21 protein-coding genes and 1 other annotated feature are annotated in these 23,445 nt (G+C 34.7%); of the genes, 16 read left to right on the top strand and 5 right to left on the bottom strand.

The genetic code is table 11. From position 1 onward, the window contains the following. Nucleotides 1-86: 86 nt before the first annotated feature. Complete coding sequence (lepA, locus tag M2139_RS10040; RefSeq protein WP_280738711.1) at nucleotides 87-1,922, bottom strand: translation elongation factor 4; 1,836 nt, start codon at nucleotides 1,920-1,922, stop codon at nucleotides 87-89. A gap of 270 nt (nucleotides 1,923-2,192) precedes the next feature. On the opposite strand from lepA, the gene M2139_RS10035 reads away from it, so the two are divergent. The 5 genes from M2139_RS10035 to M2139_RS10015 all read left to right on the top strand — a co-directional run bounded on the left by M2139_RS10035 (nucleotide 2,193) and on the right by M2139_RS10015 (nucleotide 4,789). Next, a complete protein-coding gene (locus tag M2139_RS10035; protein ID WP_280738710.1) occupies nucleotides 2,193-2,681 on the top strand; it encodes a nucleoside 2-deoxyribosyltransferase in 489 nt (162 codons plus the stop codon). A gap of 5 nt (nucleotides 2,682-2,686) precedes the next feature. Then, nucleotides 2,687-3,352: a hypothetical protein gene (locus M2139_RS10030; RefSeq protein ID WP_280738709.1), complete on the top strand. Its 666-nt coding sequence runs from the start codon at nucleotides 2,687-2,689 to the stop codon at nucleotides 3,350-3,352. Between the two features lie 116 nt (nucleotides 3,353-3,468). Further along, nucleotides 3,469-4,053, top strand: coding sequence for a histidine phosphatase family protein (locus tag M2139_RS10025; protein ID WP_280738708.1), 585 nt, complete (start codon nucleotides 3,469-3,471; stop codon nucleotides 4,051-4,053). A 155-nt stretch (nucleotides 4,054-4,208) separates the two neighbouring features. After that, complete coding sequence (locus M2139_RS10020) at nucleotides 4,209-4,382, top strand: hypothetical protein (protein ID WP_280738707.1); 174 nt, start codon at nucleotides 4,209-4,211, stop codon at nucleotides 4,380-4,382. 29 nt (nucleotides 4,383-4,411) lie between these two features. Continuing rightward, nucleotides 4,412-4,789 carry a hypothetical protein gene (locus M2139_RS10015; protein WP_280738706.1) on the top strand — a complete coding sequence of 126 codons (378 nt, stop codon included), beginning with the start codon at nucleotides 4,412-4,414 and terminating at the stop codon, nucleotides 4,787-4,789. Between the two features lie 37 nt (nucleotides 4,790-4,826). Here the strand turns inward: M2139_RS10015 and M2139_RS10010 are convergent, their stop codons facing one another. Then, on the bottom strand, nucleotides 4,827-5,270 hold the full coding sequence (locus M2139_RS10010; RefSeq protein ID WP_280738705.1) for a PH domain-containing protein: 444 nt from the start codon (nucleotides 5,268-5,270) through the stop codon (nucleotides 4,827-4,829). A 269-nt stretch (nucleotides 5,271-5,539) separates the two neighbouring features. Here M2139_RS10010 and M2139_RS10005 point away from each other — a divergent pair, with 269 nt between their 5' ends. Further along, nucleotides 5,540-5,746 (top strand): hypothetical protein, encoded by a 207-nt coding sequence (locus M2139_RS10005; RefSeq protein ID WP_280738704.1) that lies wholly within the window; start codon nucleotides 5,540-5,542, stop codon nucleotides 5,744-5,746. Between the two features lie 532 nt (nucleotides 5,747-6,278). On the opposite strand, the gene M2139_RS10000 is transcribed toward M2139_RS10005, so the two are convergent. Both M2139_RS10000 and M2139_RS09995 read right to left on the bottom strand, forming a co-directional pair. Continuing rightward, nucleotides 6,279-6,659 carry a PH domain-containing protein gene (locus M2139_RS10000; protein WP_280738703.1) on the bottom strand — a complete coding sequence of 127 codons (381 nt, stop codon included), beginning with the start codon at nucleotides 6,657-6,659 and terminating at the stop codon, nucleotides 6,279-6,281. A gap of 24 nt (nucleotides 6,660-6,683) precedes the next feature. Continuing rightward, nucleotides 6,684-7,136 (bottom strand): hypothetical protein, encoded by a 453-nt coding sequence (locus M2139_RS09995; RefSeq protein WP_280738701.1) that lies wholly within the window; start codon nucleotides 7,134-7,136, stop codon nucleotides 6,684-6,686. A 391-nt stretch (nucleotides 7,137-7,527) separates the two neighbouring features. On the opposite strand from M2139_RS09995, the gene M2139_RS09990 reads away from it, so the two are divergent. The 7 genes from M2139_RS09990 to pheT all read left to right on the top strand — a co-directional run bounded on the left by M2139_RS09990 (nucleotide 7,528) and on the right by pheT (nucleotide 20,173). Further along, on the top strand, nucleotides 7,528-7,728 hold the full coding sequence (locus M2139_RS09990) for a hypothetical protein (RefSeq protein ID WP_280738700.1): 201 nt from the start codon (nucleotides 7,528-7,530) through the stop codon (nucleotides 7,726-7,728). A 45-nt stretch (nucleotides 7,729-7,773) separates the two neighbouring features. Beyond that, nucleotides 7,774-8,244 (top strand): hypothetical protein, encoded by a 471-nt coding sequence (locus M2139_RS09985; RefSeq protein WP_280738699.1) that lies wholly within the window; start codon nucleotides 7,774-7,776, stop codon nucleotides 8,242-8,244. Between the two features lie 172 nt (nucleotides 8,245-8,416). After that, entirely contained in the window at nucleotides 8,417-8,986 is a 570-nt protein-coding gene (gene lepB, locus M2139_RS09980) for a signal peptidase I (protein ID WP_280738719.1), read from the top strand. Between the two features lie 111 nt (nucleotides 8,987-9,097). Continuing rightward, nucleotides 9,098-12,631, top strand: coding sequence for a PD-(D/E)XK nuclease family protein (locus tag M2139_RS09975; RefSeq protein WP_280738698.1), 3,534 nt, complete (start codon nucleotides 9,098-9,100; stop codon nucleotides 12,629-12,631). Continuing rightward, entirely contained in the window at nucleotides 12,624-16,355 is a 3,732-nt protein-coding gene (addA, locus tag M2139_RS09970; RefSeq protein WP_280738697.1) for a helicase-exonuclease AddAB subunit AddA, read from the top strand. Before M2139_RS09975 ends, addA begins: the two co-directional genes overlap by 8 nt. Nucleotides 16,356-16,411: 56 nt before the next feature. After that, nucleotides 16,412-16,619: a binding site (T-box leader), on the top strand. Between the two features lie 85 nt (nucleotides 16,620-16,704). Then, complete coding sequence (pheS, locus tag M2139_RS09965) at nucleotides 16,705-17,748, top strand: phenylalanine--tRNA ligase subunit alpha (RefSeq protein WP_280738696.1); 1,044 nt, start codon at nucleotides 16,705-16,707, stop codon at nucleotides 17,746-17,748. A gap of 4 nt (nucleotides 17,749-17,752) precedes the next feature. Continuing rightward, nucleotides 17,753-20,173 (top strand): phenylalanine--tRNA ligase subunit beta, encoded by a 2,421-nt coding sequence (gene pheT / locus M2139_RS09960; RefSeq protein ID WP_280738695.1) that lies wholly within the window; start codon nucleotides 17,753-17,755, stop codon nucleotides 20,171-20,173. Nucleotides 20,174-20,221: 48 nt separating this feature from the next. Here pheT and M2139_RS09955 read toward each other — a convergent pair whose 3' ends face one another. Next, the gene (locus M2139_RS09955) at nucleotides 20,222-20,983 is read right to left on the bottom strand and encodes a hypothetical protein (protein ID WP_280738694.1); all 762 of its coding nucleotides are present in this window, start codon (nucleotides 20,981-20,983) and stop codon (nucleotides 20,222-20,224) included. A 145-nt stretch (nucleotides 20,984-21,128) separates the two neighbouring features. Between M2139_RS09955 and M2139_RS09950 the strand changes: the two genes are divergently transcribed. From M2139_RS09950 to M2139_RS09940, 3 genes are all read left to right on the top strand, one after another. Then, nucleotides 21,129-21,911, top strand: a complete 783-nt coding sequence (locus tag M2139_RS09950) for an AraC family transcriptional regulator (RefSeq protein ID WP_280738693.1) — start codon at nucleotides 21,129-21,131, stop codon at nucleotides 21,909-21,911. A gap of 91 nt (nucleotides 21,912-22,002) precedes the next feature. Further along, a complete protein-coding gene (locus M2139_RS09945) occupies nucleotides 22,003-22,395 on the top strand; it encodes a VOC family protein (protein WP_280738692.1) in 393 nt (130 codons plus the stop codon). A 189-nt stretch (nucleotides 22,396-22,584) separates the two neighbouring features. Beyond that, nucleotides 22,585-23,427, top strand: coding sequence for a PRD domain-containing protein (locus M2139_RS09940; protein ID WP_280738691.1), 843 nt, complete (start codon nucleotides 22,585-22,587; stop codon nucleotides 23,425-23,427). The last annotated feature ends 18 nt before the right edge of the window (nucleotides 23,428-23,445 follow it).

Here is a 23,445-nt window from a genome sequence, read left to right as displayed (position 1 = left end):
CCTCAAAAAGATTATAACAAACGTATGTTCGTTTTGCAAGTAGTAAAAAAGCAATTCTAAGAAAAGAATTGCTTTTTATAATCTTTTTACTTTTTAATATCATCGTCATCCATTTTTAAAACAGCCATAAAGGCTTCTTGTGGAACTTCAACAGAGCCGATTTGTTTCATGCGTTTTTTACCTTCTTTTTGTTTCTCTAATAATTTACGCTTCCGAGAAACATCGCCGCCGTAACATTTAGCCAAAACGTTTTTGCGCAGGGCTTTAATATCAGAACGGGCAACAATTTTTTGACCAATTGCTGCTTGAATAGGAACTTCAAACTGTTGGCGTGGAATTAATTTTTTTAATTTTTCAACAATTAGTTTGCCACGTTCATAAGCAAAATCACGGTGAACGATAAAGCCTAAAGCATCTACTTTTTCAGCGTTTAACAGAATATCCATTTTAACTAGCTTGCTTTGGCGGTAACCAGCCATTTCATAATCTAAGGAAGCATAGCCTTTGGTACTTGATTTTAATTTATCAAAGAAATCAAAAACAATTTCTGATAAAGGAATTTCGTAAACTACATTGACACGATAATCATCTAAATAATCCATGGTAACAAATTCGCCACGTTTTCGTTGTGAAAGTTCCATTACAGCCCCAACATAATCATTTGGAACCATGATTTGAGCTTTAACATAAGGCTCTTCAACATTTAAAATCGTCACCGGTTCTGGAAAATCAGCAGGATTATCAACGATTACTTGGCTGCCATCGGTTTTATTTACATGATAAATTACTGATGGGGCAGTGGTGATTAACTCTAAATTAAATTCACGCTCTAAACGCTCTTGCACCACATCCATATGCAATAAACCTAAGAATCCACAACGGAAACCAAAGCCTAAAGCTTGCGAAGTTTCGGGTTCGAATTGTAATGCTGCATCATTTAACTGTAATTTTTCCAAAGCTTCCCGCAAGTCATTGTAGCGAGAAGTGTCGATTGGATACAAACCACAATAAACCATCGGATTCATTTGACGATAGCCGTCTAAAGCTTCCGTAGCTGGATTATTGGCTAAAGTTACGGTATCACCAACACGAGTGTCTTGAACGGTTTTAATGCTGGCAGTAATATAACCTACATCACCAACCATCAGAAAATCTCTTTGAATGGCTTTAGGAGAGAAGACCCCAACTTCACTAACTTCAAAAGTCTTGCCATTACTCATCATCTGAATTTTATCGCCAGGTTTAACTACGCCATCAATGACCCGAATATTTAAAACAACCCCGCGATAAGCATCGTAAACTGAGTCAAAAATCAAAGCTTTTAAAGGTGCTTCAAGATCACCACTTGGTTCTGGCACATATTCAACGATTTGTTCTAAAATTTCTTCGATACCAATACCAGCTTTGGCGCTGGCTAAAACAGCTTCGCTAGCATCAATGCCGATGACATCTTCAATTTCTTTACGAACACGTTCAGGATCAGCTGCCGGTAAGTCGATTTTATTAATAACGGGTAAAATCTCTAAATCGTTATCTAAAGCTAAATAAACATTGGCTAAAGTTTGCGCTTCAATCCCTTGAGCCGCATCCACAACTAAAACGGCACCTTCACAAGCCGCTAAGCTTCGAGAAACTTCATAAGTAAAATCCACGTGTCCAGGAGTGTCAATTAAATGGAAGATGTAAGTTTCGCCATCTTTAGCAGTGTAGTTTAATTCAACTGCATTTAATTTAATGGTAATCCCACGTTCACGTTCTAAATCCATAGAATCAAGGAGTTGATCTTGCATTTCACGAGAAGTTACGGTATTTGTCTTTTCTAAAATCCGATCGGCTAAAGTTGATTTTCCATGGTCAATATGGGCAATAATTGAAAAGTTACGAATTTTCTTTTGCCGTTTTTGCATATCATTCATATTCATTAATAATTATCCTACTTTCTGGTTCGGCTTCATAAATAACTCTTTAATAATAGAAGCTATTTCTTGAGCAATCAGCACTTACGATTATAACAACCTTCTGGGGACTTGAAAAGAGTTTTTCATGAAGCTTTTCAGATAATTCCTTAATAAGTCGTAATTTCCCTAAAAATACCAGTGAAATTTTAGTCAGAGGAAGTAAAGTTTGTTATAATATTAAGAAAGAAATCGTAAAGCTGTTTTTACCACAGCTTTTTGGGAGGAATAATAATAATGAATATTTATTTTGCAGGACCGATGTTTGCTACCAGTGATTTACGTTATAACGCTTATTTAGTTGAAGAAATTCGCCAATTAAGCACTGAAATTAACGTTTATTTACCACAAGAAAACGAAGCGATTAATGATAAAACAGCCTACGCTGATAGTAAAATGATAGCTTTAGCTGATACTGAAAAAGTTTTAGAAAGTGATTTAATGATTGCGGTCTTAGATGGCATCACGATTGATGCCGGCGTTGCTTCTGAAATCGGGGTGGCTTACGCCAAAGGAATCCCAGTTTTAGCTTTGTATACAGACACGCGTCAACAAGGAGCGACCAACAGTAAAAAATTAGCGGCTTTACAAGAAACTGCGGAAAATCAATTTCATTATTTAAATCTTTATACAGTAGGGCTAGTAAAACTAAATGGCCAAGTCTTTACAAATGAAGCTGACTTATTATCCGCAGTCGCAAAAATGCAGAAAAGTTTCGAGGCGTAATAAAAATGGATAATAAACTGAAAAAATATCAACTCTTTTTAACGATTTTTGGCTTTTTAGTATTAGGCTATAATCTTTATGAATTAATCACTGCGCGCTATTCAACCAGCCAAGGAATTATTTTTGTGGTTGAATGTTTAGCGGGTATCGTTTTGATTTATTTGCCAACCATCGCTAAAAAACTTTTTAAGCTAGTTTTTGCTGATGGGATTATCATTTTTTATTGGTTCTTTCTGATTATCTCAGTCTTTTTCGGTACCTGTTTACATTTAATTTCAATTATTCCTTTTTGGGATAAAATTTTACATGGTATCAGCCCGATGGTTTTAACCGTTTTAGGTTATGGCTTATGTGGTGTTTTCTTGAAAAAAGCCAAGTTATCTGAAACAAGTCCATGGCTATTTTTATTATTTGGCTTTTCTTTTGCCGGCTTATGTGGTGTCTTTTGGGAATTTTGGGAGTTTTTCTGCGATCAATTTTTCCAAATGAACTTGCAACGCTATCAACTGACTGGCGGTATTGATTTAATTGGTCGAGCGGCGGTGATGGATACCATGGGGGATTTATTTACCAATACCTTTGGAGCCACCGTAATGGGTATTTTTGCTTGGGTGAAAAGCCGTAATAATGTAACTTACTTTGAACAATATAAAATTCATAGAAGTAAATAATAGTCTTAAATCTAAGTAAAGCTAGTTTTTACTTAGATTTTTGCATATTTTTAAGAAAACATTTGCGCTAAAGTTCACTTTAAGGTATAAACTAAAGATAAAAAGGGGAGTTATTTGTGAGTAAAACATTATATTTAATGCGACATGGTCAAACATTATTTAATCAAGTCCATAAAATTCAAGGGTGGTGTGATTCACCCTTAACTGAATTAGGGATTCGTCAAGCACAAGTAGCGGGGCAGTATTTTAAAGATAAGGGGATTTTGTTAGATGCTGCTTATGCATCTACTTCAGAAAGAGCCTGCGATACTTTAGAACAAGTTACTGATTTACCTTATCAAAGAGTAAAAGGCTTAAAAGAGTGGAATTTCGGCCGTTTTGAAGGAGAACATGAGTATTTAAATCCACCATTGCCTTATAATGATTTTTTTGTAGCCTATGGCGGAGAAAGTCAGACTGAAGTAGAAGCACGTATGGCGAAAACCTTGCAAGAAATTATGACTATAACTACAGGAACTAATATTTTAGCTGTTTCTCACGGCGCAAGTTGTGCAAATTTTATCAGGCATTGGAGCCATACTAGCGAAGTAACTCGTAAAGAGCCGATTGCTAATTGTTGTATTTTCAAATTTGAATTTTCAGAAAATGAATTTAAACTATTGGAAATTATTAACCATGATTTTTCAAAACTAATGGAATAAAAGAGTCGGTGGAAAAACAGCTGAAAAGCTGTTTTTTTTGATATCAGTAATATGGTATAATTTTGAAAAGGTTATACTATTGATAGTCCTAGTGTCTTTCTTTTTAGAGTTGAAAGCTTATAAATATACTTATAGAAGGTTTAGTAGGGTAAATAATGAATAAGTCAAGTCAAAAACATGAAGCAGAACGTCGTCGGCGTAGACTACGGATGGATGCAGAAGAAAGATATTATGAAAAATCAAATGATTCTGAAGCAGTTGGCGGTTGTATTGGTTGTGGTTGTTTAGGAATTATTATTTTGATTGTTTGGTTTTTTGTGTGGATATAATTTGATAAAAAGTTTAAGGGTGAAAATAGATGAAAGAATTTAAGTGTCCAAATTGTGGAGCTAAGCTGAAAAGCATGCAAGTGAACAAAACTTTTAAAGGTAGGGAAATTATAGAATGTGAGTTTTGCTTAAGCCAGTTTGAATTAGAATTAAAAGCGGAAAATCAAACAAGGGATAATTCTGCTGCTAAGGCTAGCAAAAAAATGATGCAAGATATAAAAAATAAAGTTGCAGAAAGTAATTTAGAAAAACTTGAACGTGAATATGAAGAAGAACTGAGAATTGCGGAAGAAGAAGAGAGAGCAAAGCAGTTAGCTATTGAAGAACAGGCCAAATTGAATACTCAAGTACAGTTAATAATCGGTGGTTTTATTGGTATAATTTTATTCTTGTTAATAGTATTTTAGAAAAGGAGATGCTCAGCAAGCATCTCCTTTTTTCATCTTAGCCATTAATTCTTGCACGGTTTTGCATACAGACATTACCTAAATAGCGATATAAAGGCAGAATATCCGTTTTCTTAGGAAACTCAAACTTACGCATACGCAAGTCAGCATGGTGTGCTTTTTGGAAAGTATTGACCATATAAGTGATTTCAATTTCACTATCATCAATCCCGAAGCCAGCTATTTCCATTTCAACATGAACAATAGAATCTAAAAAGATTGTAAGGATTGCAGTTTTTTTACCAGTAGTACCTTGCTTATCAACATAGATAATTCTTTGGTTTGTAAAAATAATTACATCTCTAATTAATTGAAAGCCCATTTCAATTGCTTCATTATCAAATAAATATTGATTGAACTCCTGTGCTAAATCTTCAGTAGATTTTTCTGAAAAATTCCCCATTGCCCCTTGAACCAAAGTACCAAAATTTAATTTCGCCATCATTTTTCTCCATTTCATTTATTTTTACCAAATAAAATTATAATCAACTCTTTAAATAAATCATAGTAAAATTTTGGGAATGACTATTCCTTATATTGAGAGCTGAACAGTGATTTCAGTGATGAAAAAGATGATATAATAAAGCGACCGGATACACAATTACCGAAATCATAGGTGACAAAGATATTAAAAATAAAATAGACGATAAATCATGTTGCCTTGAAAAAGACTGGTAAAATCGAATTTAAAGTGAAAACGAGGTGATTAAAATGTATTCGATTGATGTTGTGCATTTAAGAGAAACGTGTGTTTCGTTGGAAAAAGGAAAGACCTATAAAGCTGTTGGCTTTGATCCAACATTGAAAAGCATTGCAGTTATTGATGAAAGTAATGAGACTTATATGTATCCACCCTCTGCATTCAAAATAATTGCTGATTATAAAAAGTTACCATTACTAGACAATCGAATAACATAATAGCACTCAGTAACGAAATGTTTGTATTGCCCCCAAAAAAAGTTAGACCCAAAAAGACTCTTAGCTAGCTGGTGTTGGTGGAGAAAATTCAATAGAATAATTCAATTTATGCAGACAAGCAGCTTTCGTTGCGTATCTGGTTTTTTCGTTACCAATGCCGAATATTATAGAGGTTATTATTAAAAAAAGGTTAGACGATTATTGTCTAGCCTTTAATATTTTTCTGTATTGTTATGTTAATCTCACTCACCATTTGGAATCGCCCCACAAATACCCCACGAAATAAATAATATTCAGAACCATTCAAAATCGTAAAAAATGTTGATAGTGCTAGTTTCATATCATTAAAGTAAAACTAGCAACTCTATCAAAACGTGGATGGTGGGTTTCGAACCCACACCTCTTTCTTAAATGTGGACTACTTCACTGAACGAGTAAAACACCAAGTTCATCCACGAGTATTAGCATAACAGACAAAAATTAAGGAATGTTTAAGGAATCATCAAGAATTCCTTAAACATTCCTTTTAAATTTAGTTTAAAATTGCGGCTGCAAGAGCTTTTTGAACAGCGACAATATTTTTATCTTTTCTGAATTGTAAAGTTTCAATTGGGTTAAGGTTACCAGAAATCCAAATTTTTAATTCAGCATCTAAATCGAAATGACCAGAAGTTTCGACTGTAAAACGGGAGATAGAGCGGTAGGGGATTGATTTATATTCCACCTTTTTAGCAGTTACGCCTTGCTTATCAACCAAAATTAAGCGTTTATCTGTAAAAACAATTAAATCTCTGACTAAAATAAAGGAAATTTCAACTGATTCACCAGGAATTAAAACATCAGCTAATTTTTCTTCGGCTTTTTTTGAAGAATATTGTGTTGCGTTATCCATAAGTCCATTAAATAATCCCATAAGAACCTCCAAGTTTTAATTAGTTTAAGAGTTAAGTGGTGGATTGACTAAATTTTCGTTGCCTTTTTCCAAATTCATTCTGTATTTGTTTAAGCGATGTTCCACACGACAAAGTAAATTTTCTGGGGCGTGGGTTTCTTTTAATAAATCCAATGCTTCTTCTAAAACTTCAATGGCATTATCAACTTGTCGTTGTAGCTTATAAAGACTAGCTAGCCGTTCATAATATTCATAATAAATAGTATCAGAAGATTGAATTAATTGAATTAGTAAAATTTCGGCTAATTCGTAGTTTTTATTAGCATAGTGATCTAAAGCTGCCCGATACATTTTTATACGATGATCTTCTTCATTGGTATTACGACGTTTTAATTCATTAATTGAAATTTTTTCAACAATTCTATCAGTATTGTTGGCACGAATAAAAATGACAGGGACATCATTGATATCATTTGCTAAGTTCTGAATTTTTTTCATCCTGTCATCTCCTTGTTCAGTTTGTTATTATGTAAATAATAAAGGTTATTTAAAAATAAAGAAATAGTATTTAAGAAAAATTATATAAATTCTCAAAAATAAAATAATATGGGAACATCTATGAAAAAAAGCGTTATAATATTTCTTAGTTAATTTTTTTGAGTGTTCTGTCATTTGAAAAGTATAGGTATTTAAATATTTTCGAGAGATTTTCTGTTAAAATTAAGAATATTTAAAATAACTAAGATAAATTGAAATAATTTTAATAAAAAACATATTTTTTGTCGTAGTTTATTAAAAGTAAGGTATAATAAAAGAGAACACTAATTCCGTTTTGTTTATCTAGTAATTAACGGAAAATATAGTTAATCTGAAAAGAGGGGGGCGGCGAATGAGAGAAGATAAAGAAATTCAAAAACTCGAAAAAGATAAAATGAAATATGTTCAAAAACTCGCTGCTCATTATCAGCGCATTGAAGGCTTACCTAATGGTGCCCAGAGGGATGCGGTAGTTAAGGACATTCTTGAATGTAAGCAAATCATATTCAAGATTAATGATCAATTGATGGATTTAAAAACTAGAGAACAATAGTTTTTGATGAGTAATATATATTATTGGTAATGATGGGAGTTTCGTATGTCTATTTTAAGTATGGTTATGATTGCGTTTATTATTAGTTTGTATTTATTTTTAATTTTGGTTCGCAGAGAAATTTTAATTGCGGCTAAACAAAAGCGAGGCTTGCTATTTATTTGTCTGCTTTTGGCAGCTGTGATGCTGTTTTTGAGCATTGTTGATTATTATTCAATAGATGATTTAATTCAAGGTGGCGTGATGGTGCTACTAATTTTTAGTTTTTTATTGGAAAGACGGGGCTTAACAGAAGAACAATTGGTGGTTAATCCTTTGCATCGCACAGGAATTCCTTATGAAAAAATCAGTAAAATTATCGTGCGAGAGCTACCCTTTATGAATGGGGTACAAATTATCTTTTTTAAAGAGGGACGCAGAGGTTTTGCTTTGAACTTTGATCAACCGGTTACGGAGTTATTAGCGTTTTTAAAGAGTCATTTGCCTAAAACTACAGAAGTTCAGATTATGGGCTAGCAAACTTTTAAACTTATAAATTTTTATGAAAAATAACGAGCAGAAGTTTTGAAAACTTCTTTTTCTCTTAATCTATGTTAAAATGTAAAGTGGTTCTTCTGGATATTTAAGATTTTAGAGAGAACAGAGTAATACTGGAGGCGATAATTTGAAATTAAGTGAAACAGCTAAAATGATTATATATTGGGTATGCCTACTGTTAACGATTGTGCTTTTGAGAAAATTTGTTTTTTCTTCGATTGAAGTTAGAGGGGAATCCATGCATCCCACAATGGTTGATGGGGAACGAGTCATCGCCTTAAAAATTAGTGATATTGACCGCTTTGATATTGTAACTTTTCCAGCACCAGATGCTAAAGAAAAGAATTATGTGAAACGCGTAATTGGTTTACCTGGCGATACTGTTGAATACCGTGAAGATATTTTGTACATCAATGGTGAAGCGGTTGAAGAGCCTTACTTAGATGAAAGTAAAGCGGCTTTAACTGATGGCGAACCACTAACCACCGATTTTACCTTTAATCTTTTAAGTGAAGGCTATGCGGTAGCACCTAATTCGGGCTTGTATACGAATACGACTTTTTCTGGCGTAACCGAAGTACCAGAAGGAAAAGTTTTTGTTTTAGGTGATAATCGGCGCAATTCAAAAGATAGCCGCATGATTGGTTTTATTGATGAAGCTGATATTATCGGCGATGTAAAATTTGTTTTTTGGCCATTAAATCGTTTTGGTTTGATTTAAATAAGATGACAAAAAAAGAAGTGAGGGAAATCAAGCAAGTTGATTTTATCTTGACTTCTTTTTTTGATAAAATGAGTATAGTAAAAATACAAAGAACAGGGGGCGGATAAATTGAGTTTGCAATTTATATTAGGAACTGGTGAAAAAAATCATCAAAAAGTTTTGATTGAAGAAGCAGAAGCTTGGACTGCCAGTCATCCGCTTAATGAAGTATATTTTTTAGTGCCTAACTACAATAAATTTGAGCAAGAGAAAAACTTGCTTTCTTTATTACGTCAGGCGCAACAATCAGAAATTTTAAGTACCACTCGAACGCAAGTCTTTAGTTTCCGGCGTTTAGCTTGGTTCTTTTTACAACAAGAAGCAACTTTTACCAATAGTAATTTATCTGATGCTGGAGCAGCGATGATTTTTCGGAAAATTTTATTAGAGTCAATGGAAGAGTTGACGGTTTTCCGTGGAGAAGTCAATAAAACAGGCTTTATTCAGCAACTGTATGATTTATATAAAGAGCTGCAAGATGGTCAGATTTCAATTGCTGAATTTTCGCAATTACTAGCAGAAAATCAAGCAGGCAATGAGCAGCAATTAAAATTGCAAGATTTAGCACTAATTTTTCAGCGTTTTGAAGAAGCTTTAATTGCCAACGATTTACAAACCAATCGCACAATTGAAGAGTTGGCGACTTACTTAGCAACGCGGGATTTAAAGCATATTCGTTTTATTGTTACTGGTTTTTCCCGTTTTTCTGCTCGTGAAATCCACTTGTTAATTGTCTTGATGAGTCAAGCACAACTGCAAGTTTCTTTAATTTTAGATAAACCATATATCAATGAACAGCCAAGTTCTCTTAATTTATTTTATGAAAGTGGCTTGATTTATTATAAGCTGTATCATTATGCTAAGCAGAACCAGCTTGAAATTCTTTTTGATAAAAAAGCTGAGAAAAGCGATTCAGAATTACCTGAATTAGCTGCTTTAAGAAACTACTGGGAAGCGAGCCAAAGCCAGCAGTCTTTCAACAAAGCAAAATTAGAAAATCCTGCTGGGTTACATTTAATTAAGGCTGAAAATCCTAAAGAAGAGATTGCTTGTGTGGCTCGCAAAATTCGGCGTTTAGTTGCTAAAGAAGGCTTGCGCTATCAGGAGATTCAATTATTAGTGCGAGATATGACGGTTTACCAAGACTTGATTCCAGCGATTTTTAAACAACACGAAATTCCTTTTTACTTAGATCAAAGTTTATCAATGGAGCAGCATCCTTTAGTGGAGTTTTTAAATGCTTTATTTGCGATTAAAAATAATTATTACCGCTTAAGAGATATTATGCGTTTTTTCCGTACGGAATTATTTTTCCCTGGGGTGAAAGCTGATGATTTAGCCCTTTGGCAACGAGAAAGAGATGCTTTTAGAAATAAAGTTGATATTACCGAAAACATTTGTCTGGCTAATAATTTTCAAGGGCATTTTTGGCAACAAGATAAAACGTGGCAAATCTATCATTATGATTTTGAAAAAGAAGAATTAGCTAACACCACTGACTTACAAGAAATCGCCAATGAAGTTCGTCAGAGTTTTAATCACGTAGTACCACAATTTTTTGAAAAACTAGCAACAGTGGAAACAGGGCAGCAAGCAGCTGAATGTTTGTATATTTTTTTACAAACAGCTGGTGTTGAAAATCAATTACTAGCTTGGCGCCAACAAGAGATTATGCAGGGAAATTTAGCGAATGCGCGCAATCATGAGCAAACTTGGAACGCCTTAATGAACTTGTTAGATGAATATGTCATGATTTATGGGGAAACCGCTTTTGATTGGGAAGTTTTCCAAGAGATCATTAAAACCGGTTTAGCTAATTTAGATTATGGCATGATTCCAACAGCATTGGATCAAGTCAATATTAACCAATTAGAATTAGCGACACCCAAACAAAGCCAAGTAACTTTTGCGATTGGTTTAAATGATCAAGTTTTCCCACAAAAAATTGAAGCTCGCAGTTTATTAACGGCAGAAGAGAAAAGTTTTTTAAACGAGCGTTTAACTGAGAACAAATATTTAGTCGATGAAACGCTACAAGGAATGAGCAAAGAACCTTTTTCGGCTTACTTAGTCTTTTTGTCAGCCGAAAAAACTTTGTACTTATCTTATGCAGCCAATGTGGATACGAAAAAAGATTTGATTATGTCGCCTTATCTGCAACAAATTCAAAAAAACTTAGGGATTGAGTTAGAGACGGTTAATAGTCTTGATTTAAGTAGTGATAGTAGCGAACGGGTATCGACTTATCGCAGTCTTTTAGGAGACATTAATATTATTCATCGCTTAGCAGCTGATAGCCAACAACTACTACCAAAAAGCTGGTTGTATTTTGAAAAACTTTTAAAAAACTCGCAGTATAGTGAGTTAGTCAGTCAAGTTTTAGCTAGTTTAGACCATCTGAATGTTCCTAGTAGTCTTGATAGTCAATTGATTCAAGAGCTATATGGCAAAAATCTTTATGTATCAGTTTCTCGTTTAGAAAGTTTTTATAATTGCTCTTATAAATATTTCGCGACTTATGGCTTAAAGCTGCAAGAAAGAGAAATTTATGGTTTAACGCCAGCAGCTACAGGTGATTTCTATCATGAAGCTTTGGATCGTTTCTTTAAAGTTTTAATCGCAAATAATTTGACCTTAGTTGATTTAAGCGAAGCAAAACGAAAAGAATTGACGGAAATTGTTTTACAAGAAATTTTAGGTGAAGTTCGTTTTGAAGTATTAAATCGTACTGCTAGAATGAATTATATTCGTTATCAATTATCACAAACCATTCAAAAAGTTAGCTGGGCTTTAAAAGAGCAGAGCCAACGGACTGGTTTAGCGCCTTTACAAACAGAAGTTTTATTTAGTCAAATCGCTACTAAAAAAGGTTTGTCTAGTTTATCTTTTGATTTAGATAACGGCGGGCAACTGCATGTTCGCGGAAAAATCGACCGAGTGGATGTCGCTGAAAAAAATCAAGAGTTATGGTTAAGTGTGGTGGATTATAAATCCAGCGCCAGAAGTTTTGATGTTAGCGAAGCTTATTATGGCTTAGCTATGCAGCTGTTAACGTATTTAGATGTGGCTTTAACGGAAGCTGTTACCTTAACTGGCAGTCAGAATGTTCGACCAGCTGGGGCATATTATCTACAAATTCAAAATCCTGTTTTAACAAGTGCTGATAATATTGAAAGAGATACTTTAAAGAAATTTAGCTATGATGGTTTTTTTGTTGATAATCCTGAAAGTTTTGAGCTATTAGACCATACTTTAGAGGCTAAAGAAAACTCATTACTTTTCCCGATTCGTAAAGACGCCAAAGATACTTATCAAAAAGTTGGTGTTAGCAAAAATAAATTTTACAGCGAAGATGAATTAGCTTTATTAACCATGCATAATCGTCAAAATATGCAAAAAGCTGGTAATCAAATTTTATCTGGTGAAGTCGCATTAAACCCAGCTTATAAAGATAAACAGCGGATTGCTTGTCAATATTGCCCATTCCGCAGTGTTTGTGAATTTGATGTAATGTTGAAGGAAAATCAATATCATCGCTTAGAAAAGATGAACAGAGAACGTGTTTTAGAAAAATTAGAAGGAGGCTGTCAAGCAAATGACTAATATTCCCTTAAAACCTGCTAACGAGTTATTTACTGATTTTCAATGGCAGTCGATTTTCGATGGTGATGACAATTTACTGATTTCAGCATCAGCGGGTTCTGGTAAAACCACCGTTTTAGTTCGCCGAGTAATTGAAAAGTTGAAGAATAATGGCAATATCGACGAACTTTTAATTGTTACTTATACGGAAGCCGCCGCTCGCGAGATGAAAGAGCGGATCCAAAAAGCTTTGCAAGAGGCAGTCAATCAAGAAAGTGATGAAGCGTTGCGGCAGCATTTTACGAAACAATTGATTTTATTACCAACAGCTCATATTTCAACTTTACACGCTTTTTGCTTAACAGTAATTCGCAGATTTTACTATTTGATTGATTTAGATCCGGTTTTTAGAATGTTAACCGATGAAACGGAAACTTTATTATTAAAAGAAGAAGTCTGGGAAGAATTGCGAGAAGAATTTTATCAAAATAATGAAACGACTTTTTTCCAATTAACCGAAAATTTCTCTAATGATCGCAACGATGATGGCTTAACTCGTTTAGTCTTTTCTTTATATGAATTTGCTCGCGCCAATCCCAATCCGGAAAAATGGCTGTTGGAGCTAGCAGATAATTATCAAGTTCATAACAATCTGGCAGATAATCCTTTATTTCAACAGCACTTACAGCCGATTATGTTAGCGACTTTGCAAGAAGCGGTTGACACTTATCAGCAATTGGAGCGGTGGAGTTTAGCCGAAGAGGGTTTAATTAAGGTTGCTGATTTAATTATTGCTGAAAAACAACAGTTAACAACAATTTTAGATTGTTTACAACAAAGTCAGCTAGATGATTTTTATGATCAGTTGCAAGCTTTAACTTTTGAACGCTACCCAAGTATTCGTAAGGAAGAAATAAAAGAAGCTGCACAATTGATTAAAAAACAGCGAGATGCTGTAAAAAAAGCTTTACAGGATTTACAAAAAAATTACTTTCCCTATTCACCAAATGAAATGCAGGAACAGTTGGCGGCGGCTTATCCGTTAGTTAAAGAGATGGCTCAAGTGGGGCAGGCCTTTATGACCCGTTACTATCAGAAAAAACAAGAAAAAGGCGTATTAGATTTTAATGATTTAGAGCATTTCACTTTGCAAATTTTATTAGCTAAAAATGATGAAAATAAACAAGAAGCCGCTGATTTCTACCGCAATAAATTTGCGGAAGTTTTAGTAGATGAATATCAAGACGTCAATCGTTTGCAAGAAGCTATCTTATTTTGGCTAAGAAATCCTAATCCTGAGCAGGGAAATATGTTTATGGTGGGAGATGTTAAGCAATCAATCTATTCTTTCCGTTTAGCTGATCCGACTTTATTTATTGAAAAGTATAATCAATTTGGTAAAGAAGAGGGCGGCCGGCGAATTGTTTTAGCTGAAAATTTCCGCTCTCGCAAAGAAGTTTTGGATTTCACTAATTTGATTTTTGAGCAGTTGATGGATGAATCGGTGGGGCAAATCTCTTATGATGAAGCCGCTAAATTGATTGCTGGTTTCCCTAATTTCCCTGAAAGCCAAGCTTTTGACACCGAAATTTTATTGTATGAAAAAGAAACGGAAGCCGAAGAAGATTCCTTAGACGAAGTTTTTGTAGAAGATAAAACTGACGGGGAATTATTAATGACCGGGTTAAAAATCCGTGAATTAGTAGATAATAACTTTCAAATTTATGATAAAAAGTTAAAAGAAAATCGCTCAGTGGAATATCGCGACATTGTTTTATTAACGCCAACCAAGAAAAATAATTTAGCTATTTTAGAGACTTTTAAACAATTAGGGATTCCTTTAGAGGTAAATGATACGCAGAATTATTTTCAAGCTACTGAAATTCGCACCATGATTGCTTTATTGCAAATTATTGATAATCCTTATCAAGACATTCCTTTAGCGGCTGTTTTACGTTCAGCGATTGTTGGTTTAGATGAAAGAGAACTAGCGGAAATTCGCTTAACTAAGCGCCAAGGCAGCTTTTATGAAGCTTTACTAGCTTTTGACAGCCAAGAAGAAAGTCATTTAGTGAAGAAACTTGAATTGTTTAAACAGCGTTTAGCTAGTTGGCGGGAAGCTGCCAGACGGGTTAGCATCGCAGAGTTATTGTGGCAAATTTACGATGAAACAGCTTATTTGGAATATGTTTTAGGTTTAGCGGCTGGTAAACAACGTTACGCCAACTTATTAGCTTTAGTGCAACGGGCGGAAGCTTACGAAAAAAGCAGTTTCCGGGGGTTATATCAATTTATTCGCTTTATTGAAAAAATGCAGGAAAAAGATAAGGACTTAGCCGAACCTTTAGCTGCCAGTCAAGAAAATGCTGTGCGGGTAATGACGATTCATGCCAGTAAGGGTTTAGAGTTTCCGATTGTATTTGTTTTAGATATGACGAAACGCTTTAATTTGCAAGATACCAAAACCCGCTATATTTTTGAAGAACGAGCTGGTGTAGGCTTACGCTACTTAGACCCAGAAACCCGTGTTTTAAAAGATACTTTACCTTATTTAGCGATTAAGCAAGTTCGCTTGAAAAAATTGCTTTCAGAAGAAATGCGTAAACTCTATGTGGCTTTAACACGCGCCGAACAAAAACTATTTTTAGTTGGTTCTTATAAAGACCAAGAGGCAACTTTTAAAAGTTGGGGTGCAGTCGCTGACGAAGAACAATTGGTTTTACCAGCAACTTTACGCTTGAAAAGCCAAAGTAGCTTAATGGATTGGATTGGTATGTCATTAGTGCGCCACCCTGATATTCAAGAATATTGGCAAGAAGGGGATATTTTAGCTTATTTGAAAAAGCATCCCGCTCATTTTCAAATTCACTGGTTGAATGAAATGACTTTAGCTGAAGCTGTCACCAAAGTTCAACAGACAACGGAAACTTTAATGGCGGCGCCAGATAGTCAATTAAGTAGTGATTGGCAAGTGCAAGCCATGGAATTGTTAAACTTCAATTATCCTTATTCTGAAGCAACGAAAACTACTAGTTATCAATCAGTGTCAGAAATCAAAAGATTATTTGAAGATCCTGATAATGAACAAACGAATAAATTAGTTTGGGAGAGTCAAGAACAAAAAGCCCTTAGCCAATTCCGTTATACGCAAGAAGAATTAGCGAAGCCGAAATTTTTAGCGACAACGACTCAGCCAAGTGGTGCTGTTGTGGGGAGTGCCACTCACAGCCTTTTACAATTATTGCCGCTGGAAAAAACACCAACCAAAGCATTAATTGAAGAAATTCTGGCACAGTTGGTAGTCAGCAAACAAATTGATTCAAATGTTGCTCAAATGATTAAAATTGATAATATTTTACAATTCTTTGAAACAGATTTAGGTCAGTTTATTATCGCACATCAGCAACTGTTAAAACGTGAGCAACCTTTTGCGATGCTGTTGCCAGCTAATCAGATTTTTGAAGGTTATCCAGTAGCTAGCGATGATTTGTTAATTCACGGGATTATTGATGGTTATGTAAAATTAGAAGATCAGTTAGTTTTATATGATTATAAAACCGATTATTTGGCAGACCCACAAGATCCGTCGGCCATAAAAGCGGTGATTAAAGAGCATATTGGTCAGTTACGTTTATATGCCCAAGCTTTAACTCAAGCTGAAAAATTACCAGTTGGCAAAGTTTTCTTAGTTTTATTAAATTATCAACTTGTTTTAGACGTTACTGCCGAGGTTTTGGAAAAATAACTGAAGTAGTTGCTTTTCTGCTTTTTTTCTAGTAAACTGATGTCAATTGAATAAAATAAAAAATGTTGATAGAAAAGAGTAATTTAGTCTATGCTGAAAAGGGAGTACCTGTCGTTGACTGGAAGCAGGTTCAGAGATAACTAAATGAAGTTCACTTCTGGAGTTTGTTTATTCTACGGAATAAGCCGGCAATGTCGTTAAAACAATTAAGTGCACAAATTTTTTTTGTGAATTAGGATGGTAACACGAGCCCTCGTTCCTTTATAGGAGATGAGGGCTCGTTTTTTGTTTTTAACTAGTTGTTAAACAGAAACAATATTCAAATGAAAATCAACAAGGGGGAAAAATCATGTCATTACAGGCAAAATTAGAAGGGTTGCGCAACGAAACCTTAACTAAAATCGAAGCAACAAGCGATTTGAAAACATTAAATGAAATTCGCGTTGAAACATTAGGGAAAAAAGGCCCGATTACAGAAGTATTAAGAGGCATGAAAGATTTATCGCCAGAAGAACGTCCAGTTGTGGGGAGTTTCGCTAATGAAATTCGTGATGAATTAGCAGCTGCCATTGAAAAGCAAAAAGCGGCATTAGAAATTGCTGCCATGAATAAAGCTTTGTTAGAAGAAACTATTGATGTTACTTTACCAGGGCAAACAGTTCAACAAGGAACGCGCCATATTTTAACGCAAACGATGGAAGAAATCGAAGATATTTTTGTTGGCATGGGCTATCAAATTGTTGAAGGCTATGAAGTAGAAGCTGATCACTACAATTTTGAACGGATGAATTTACCAAAAGATCATCCAGCGCGAGATATGCAAGATACTTTTTATATTTCTGATGAAATTTTAATTCGGACTCACACTTCACCTGTTCAAGCCCGCACAATGGAAAAACATGATTTTTCAAAAGGGGCTTTACGGATGATTTCTCCAGGGAAAGTTTTCCGTAGGGATACTGATGATGCTACTCACAGTCATCAATTCCACCAAATTGAAGGTTTAGTGGTTGATAAAAATATTACCATGGGCGATTTAAAAGGTACCCTTGAAGTTCTTATGAAAAAAATGTTCGGTGAGGACCGTAAAATTCGCTTACGCCCAAGTTATTTTCCTTTTACTGAACCATCAGTGGAAGTTGATGTGAGCTGCTTTAAATGTGGCGGTGAAGGCTGTAACGTTTGTAAACAGACGGGGTGGATTGAAATTTTAGGAGCTGGCGTTGTCCATCCTGAAGTTTTAAGAATGTCAGGCATTGATCCTGAAGTTTACTCTGGTTTTGCTTTCGGCTTAGGACCAGATCGCGTGGCGATGCTACGTTATGGTGTTAATGATATTCGTAGCTTCTATCAAAATGATTTACGTTTCTTAGAACAATTCAAGGGGGAGTAAGCAAATGTTAGTTTCTTATAAATGGTTAAGTGAATATTTAGATTTAAGTCAAATTCCTGCAAAAACTTTGGGAGACCAAATGTCTTTAACAGGGATTGAAGTTGAAGGTGTTGAATCACCAGCAGAAGGTTTGAAGAAAATTGTTGTCGGTGAAGTCAAAGAATGCGTGCCACATCCAGATTCTGACCATCTTTCAATCTGTCAAGTAGATATTGGTGAAGAAGAGCTATCTCAAATCGTTTGTGGTGCACCAAATGTGAAAGTTGGCATCAAAGTTATCGTAGCTTTACCAAATTCACGGATTGCCGGCAATGTTAAAATTAAAAAAGGCAAAATGCGTGGGCAAGTCTCTAACGGCATGATTTGTTCTTTACAAGAGTTAGGCTATGCTGATAGCGTAATCCCTAAAGAATATGCGGATGGCATTTATTACTTACCAGCGGAAGCTGTTGCTGGCGAAGAAGTTTTCTCTTATTTAGATATGGATGATGAAATTATTGACTTATCAATTACCCCCAACCGAGCAGATGCTTTAAGTATGCGGGGAGTGGCTTACGAAGTAGGGGCGATTTATCGTCAAAAACCAGCTTTTAAAGATGCTGTTTTAACAGAAAGCGAACAACCAGCTAGCGATAAAATTAAAGTTAGTGTGGATGATGCCAACGATGCACCGGCTTATCAAATTCGCATTATTGAAAATGTAAAAATTGCGCCAAGTCCACAATGGTTGCAAAATCGGTTAATGAACGAAGGCATTCGTCCAATTAATAATGTAGTGGATATTACTAACTATATCTTGTTATTATTTGGTCAACCTCTACATGCTTTTGATTACGATAAAATCGGTAGCCAAGAAATTTTAGTTCGTCGTGGTTTAGAGAAAGAAATTATCGTAACTCTGGATGGCGAAGAACGCCAATTAACGCCAGAAAATATTGTCATCACTAACGGTCAAGCACCAGTAGCGATTGCTGGCGTGATGGGTGGTTTAGATTCTGAAATTACGGCTGAAACAACAACGATTGCTTTAGAATCAGCGATGTTTAATAGCGTTTCTATTCGTCGCACCTCTAAACAGTTTAATTTACGTAGTGAAGCCTCTAGTCGTTTTGAAAAAGGTATTAACGTAGCAACAATCGCTGAAGCTGGCGATGTAGCAGCTGCCATGATTGCTGAATTAGCAGGGGGAACTGTTTTGCAAGGCGCTGTTGAAGCTACCGTAATTGAAGCCAAAGATGCGGTTGTTGATACCACACTAGCTCATATCAATCGGGCATTAGGTACGGATTTAACAGAAGCACAAGTCAATGAAATCTTTGAAGCATTAGGCTTTACTTATCAAGTAAATGCTGGCACTTACTCAGTAACGATTCCACCAAGACGTTGGGATATCAAGATTGAAGCGGATATTGTGGAAGAAGTAGCGCGAATTTATGGCTATGACAATTTACCATCAACTTTACCAAGTGGTGAAACAGTTGCCGGAATTTTAACTAAGGAACAAAGTTTACGCCGCAAAGTCCGCAATGTTTTAGAAGGTAGTGGTTTAAGTGAAGCAATTAGTTATGCCTTAACGACTGAAGAAAAATCAACACAGTTTTCAATGCGAGAAAGTAAATTAACCCGCTTAGATTGGCCAATGACTGAAGAAAGAGCGGTCTTACGTCAAAACTTAATTAGTGGCTTGCTAGACGATGTGGCACATAATATCGCTCGTAAAAATAGCAACGTAGCTTTATACGAAATTGGCAAAGTCTTTTACCAAGATAATGACCCATTAAAAGACTTACCAACTGAAATTAATCACTTAGCTTTAGCGATGACAGGTGAAAAAATCAGTAAAACTTGGGCGGAAACCGGTGAAAAAGTTTCTTTCTACACGTTAAAAGGTGTTTTAGAAAACTTATTTGAAATGTTAGCAATGACAGCTGGTATCACTTATGAAAGTTGCCAAGATTTAGCAGAAATGCACCCAGGCCGAACAGCAAAAATTTATTATCAAGCTGAATTCATAGGGTTTATCGGTCAAGTTCATCCAAGTACCGCAAAAGCTTACGATATCCCTGAAACTTATGTAGCAGAATTGGATTTACAAAAAGTTTTAACTATGGAAAAAACAGCTTTTGTCTTTAAAGCAGTGACTAAATATCCGTCTGTCAGTCGTGATATTGCCATATTAATTGATGAAACGGTAGCTAATACAACAATTACTGCCCAAATAAAAGAGGTAGCCGGTCGTTTCCTAAGCAATGTTCATCTATTTGATGTGTATCAAGGGGCGAATATTGAAGCCAATAAAAAATCAATGGCATACAGCTTAACTTTTGTTAATTCAGAAGCAACTTTAACTGATGAAGAAGTGACAGGCAGTATGAATAAAATTGAAAAAGCCTTAGTTGAAAAACTTGGTGCTGTAATTCGTTAAAAAGGTAAAAAGGTAGGAAATCCACAGATTTCCTACCTTTTTTGCTAATTATAATTCTTCGAAATAAGCAAATTTACTTCTCGTCCACAACCACAGAGGTGTATGGATATCAATCGCTTCGTATTGACTTTCAGAAAAAATTTCTTGCCAGCATTCAGCTACAATTTGTTGAACCTGGCTGCTATTGTATTCTTCTTCAGTAATGATTGCCAATTTTAAACTGGCTTGAATGACATTGGTATCGGGAGCGACTGAGATATTTTCTCTGTCTACTAATTTTAAATCTGTGTACTGAGTCATGACATAGAGCCAATAGTTCATAATTTTATTACCTGAAAGATAAGGAAAATCCTTTTTATGAGCTAACATATAGGTTTTTATTTCTGTCACCGAATAATTAGTTCGTTTAAATAATTCCCGAACATCACCATTAAAATCTTTTGTAAAAGTCTGACAAAGTCTTTGCCAAATTGCTGTTTGCTTATTCATTTGTAAAGCAACTTTATGCTTAACGAGTTTTTCTCTCAGTTTTTCCTCGGTCATAGCAATGACTTTTTGTGGGTCAAAAACATCCGCAACTAAAGAATCACTGGCTGTTTCGTAAGCAGATTCCCATAGTTTATAAGCATTTCTTTGATAATTTAGTGCCATAGGTAAAGTAAAATACAAATAGTTTTCTTTGCTACCGAGTGAATAGCCTGGATTTTTATCTTCTGGCATAATTTCGCCACCTAATTTACCCGTTTGATGAAGTTCTATTAATTTAATCGCTTTATTTAAAAAAATTTCTCTGTCTTGTGTTTTCAACATTAGCTCCTTCAGAAATTTAATATAGTATTATAATACCTTACTATGGATTAAAATGAACTAGTAAGATGAACTAAAGTTCACTTCGCTTTTGCTAAAAATTTTGTTAGTATAGTTTTATAACTAAAGAATAGGGGAGCTTATTAAAATGTATTATCCAATTCAAATACCCTATATTTTAAATCAGGAATTTGCTAAAGGCATCAATTACCGGGAGCTGCCTTTACCAGAGTTTGAAGGTCTGGCAATTTGTCTGTGGGAAATGCTTCCAAGCGAGAAAACTAGTAAATCGATGAAAAATATTATTATTGCCGATGCTTGTATTGATATTATTGTCGATTTTGAAAAAGAGCAAATCGGTTTTTCGGGTATGAGCCAAACTGACTTTGATTTCAAAGTTGTTGATTCAGGAAAGTCTTTTGGTATCCGCCTATTGCCAGGAGTTTTCCATCAATTGACAGGTTTGTCAGCCATGGTTGCAATGGATAATTTTTTAGAATTTAGTGCTGTTTTTTTAGAGTTTGACCAAACTGCTTTATTTAAATTGGATTTTCCTGTAGCACAACAAGTCCTGAGAAAATTTATCAAGGAGCAGTTGCAAGCAAGAGAAAGCGATAAATTTGTAGCTTTTTTTAATGAACTTTGGATAAATCCGCCAGTAAATACTGCTGAGTTATATCAAAGAAGTCAATTTAGTCCGCGGCAGTGTCAGCGTTTATTCAAAAAATCTTTTGGTCTAACCCCTAAAATGCTACTTAGTATTATTCGTTTTCAAAAGTGCTTGATCGCTTTAACGAAAAGTAAGCAAACCCCCGCCGAAATTTTGAAAATCACTAATTTTTATGATCAAGCTCATTTTATCAATGATTTCAAAAGAAATATCGGCATTACGCCACAACAATTACTAAGTATCTACCAAACTACTCAATAAATGACGATTTTTTCCAATACAAATGAGTGGTGGTAACTTAAACTGAAATCATTCACAATAAATGTTATTACTAGACAAGGAGAATGATAAGATGTTTAAAAGTATGACGACAAATTTAATGGTGGTAGATGTCGAAAAATCAGCAAATTTCTATCAAGAAATTTTAGGTTTTAGCATAGTAGATTCAGTACCAGCCAAAACAGTTGGTTTACAATTTGCGATTCTCGCTAAAGATAATCTGTTATTAATGATAGAGGAACAACAAGTTTTTATTGAAGAATATCCTGTTTTACAAACAGAAAAAATTCACCCATCCATTAGTTTATTTATCGAAGTGGATGGATTCAACGATTTTTATCAAAAAGTCAAAGCTAGCTATCCAATTAACACTGAATTACATCAAACTTTTTATGGGACGAATGAATTTGCGATTGTTGATCCAGATGGCTATGTTTTAACTTTTAAAGAAGTGGTTGAGGAATAGTTGGTCTAAGAAGATTTTAAATTTTTGTTGACAATTGCTTTTTTTGCTCCTATAATCTAATTAAATTAAAAACGTTTTCTAACTGGATTAGTTACTGTTCGGCAGGCAAGACCAGAATAACATGGAAGAAAAGGATTCTTTTTCTTGCGTTATTCTGGTCTTTTAGATTTTAAAAAAGGAGGTGAGTAAGTGCTTATCGAAAAACGAATTAATAATAATGTCGTTTTAGCCAAAGAAAACGGAGTTCAAGCTATATTGATGGGCAAGGGGATTGGTTTTCAAAAATATCCAGGTGATGCAATTATTCCAGAACAAATTGAAAAAAGATTTTATTCAGAAGGTAGTTTGACAGTTGAACAGATGGCTTCTTTAGTTACCAATGCAACTGCTGCTGATTTAGAAGTAGTTGATGAAATTGTAAATTATGGTCAGGAGCAAATTCAAAGCCCGTTAAACCCTAATATTTATTTCACTATCTTGGATCATATGCTATTTTCCATTAAACGCCAACAGAAAAACATGGAAATCGCTAATCCTTTAGAGTGGGAAATCAAAAAATTCTATCCATTAGAATATAAAATAGGTTTAAAAGCCGTTGATTTAATTCATGATAAATTAGTCGTTCCGATTTCAAAAAATGAAGCTGCTTTTATTGCCTTACATTTTGTAAATGGACAGCTGGAATCTACCATGAGCTATGATGCTCTGGAGTTAGCTGAAATGACTAACACGATTTTGCGACTGGTTAAGTATCATTTAAATTGTGATTTCGATGAAGAGTCATGGTATTTCAATCGTTTTTTAACCCATGTTCGTTATTACTTAATGCGTCAAAAATCGGCAGATAATCCTGTTGCTGATGATCAAAGTGAACTAGTGGCAATGATTTTTGAACGCTTTCCGAAAGAAAAGCGTTGTGTGGATGCGATTGATGAGTATTTATTTAATGAAAAAGGTTGGCAAACCAAAGATATAGAAAAAATGTATCTAATTTTGCATATTCGCAATTTAGTTGAAAAAAAAAGAGAATAATAGAGATAACTAAAAATG

Origin of the sequence: Enterococcus sp. PF1-24, assembly GCF_029893325.1 — a bacterium.
In the GTDB taxonomy this organism is placed as follows: Bacteria; Bacillota; Bacilli; order Lactobacillales; family Enterococcaceae; genus HY326.
This window is presented reverse-complemented; position numbering and strand designations above follow the sequence as displayed.

Bases quoted from the DNA above. Each gene is read 5' to 3' on its own strand.
- addA (WP_280738697.1), top strand. From the start codon at position 12,624: ATGACTAATATTCCCTTAAAACCTGCTAACGAGTTATTTACTGATTTT.
- M2139_RS10020 (WP_280738707.1), top strand. From the start codon at position 4,209: ATGAATAAGTCAAGTCAAAAACATGAAGCAGAACGTCGTCGGCGTAGA.
- M2139_RS10010 (WP_280738705.1), bottom strand. From the start codon at position 5,270: ATGGCGAAATTAAATTTTGGTACTTTGGTTCAAGGGGCAATGGGGAAT.
- M2139_RS10035 (WP_280738710.1), top strand. From the start codon at position 2,193: ATGAATATTTATTTTGCAGGACCGATGTTTGCTACCAGTGATTTACGT.
- M2139_RS10030 (WP_280738709.1), top strand. From the start codon at position 2,687: ATGGATAATAAACTGAAAAAATATCAACTCTTTTTAACGATTTTTGGC.
- M2139_RS09950 (WP_280738693.1), top strand. From the start codon at position 21,129: ATGTATTATCCAATTCAAATACCCTATATTTTAAATCAGGAATTTGCT.
- lepA (WP_280738711.1), bottom strand. From the start codon at position 1,922: ATGAATATGAATGATATGCAAAAACGGCAAAAGAAAATTCGTAACTTT.
- M2139_RS09995 (WP_280738701.1), bottom strand. From the start codon at position 7,136: ATGAAAAAAATTCAGAACTTAGCAAATGATATCAATGATGTCCCTGTC.
- lepB (WP_280738719.1), top strand. From the start codon at position 8,417: ATGATTATATATTGGGTATGCCTACTGTTAACGATTGTGCTTTTGAGA.
- pheS (WP_280738696.1), top strand. From the start codon at position 16,705: ATGTCATTACAGGCAAAATTAGAAGGGTTGCGCAACGAAACCTTAACT.
- pheT (WP_280738695.1), top strand. From the start codon at position 17,753: ATGTTAGTTTCTTATAAATGGTTAAGTGAATATTTAGATTTAAGTCAA.
- M2139_RS09990 (WP_280738700.1), top strand. From the start codon at position 7,528: ATGAGAGAAGATAAAGAAATTCAAAAACTCGAAAAAGATAAAATGAAA.
- M2139_RS09945 (WP_280738692.1), top strand. From the start codon at position 22,003: ATGTTTAAAAGTATGACGACAAATTTAATGGTGGTAGATGTCGAAAAA.
- M2139_RS10000 (WP_280738703.1), bottom strand. From the start codon at position 6,659: ATGGGATTATTTAATGGACTTATGGATAACGCAACACAATATTCTTCA.
- M2139_RS09985 (WP_280738699.1), top strand. From the start codon at position 7,774: ATGTCTATTTTAAGTATGGTTATGATTGCGTTTATTATTAGTTTGTAT.
- M2139_RS10005 (WP_280738704.1), top strand. From the start codon at position 5,540: ATGTATTCGATTGATGTTGTGCATTTAAGAGAAACGTGTGTTTCGTTG.
- M2139_RS10015 (WP_280738706.1), top strand. From the start codon at position 4,412: ATGAAAGAATTTAAGTGTCCAAATTGTGGAGCTAAGCTGAAAAGCATG.
- M2139_RS09955 (WP_280738694.1), bottom strand. From the start codon at position 20,983: ATGTTGAAAACACAAGACAGAGAAATTTTTTTAAATAAAGCGATTAAA.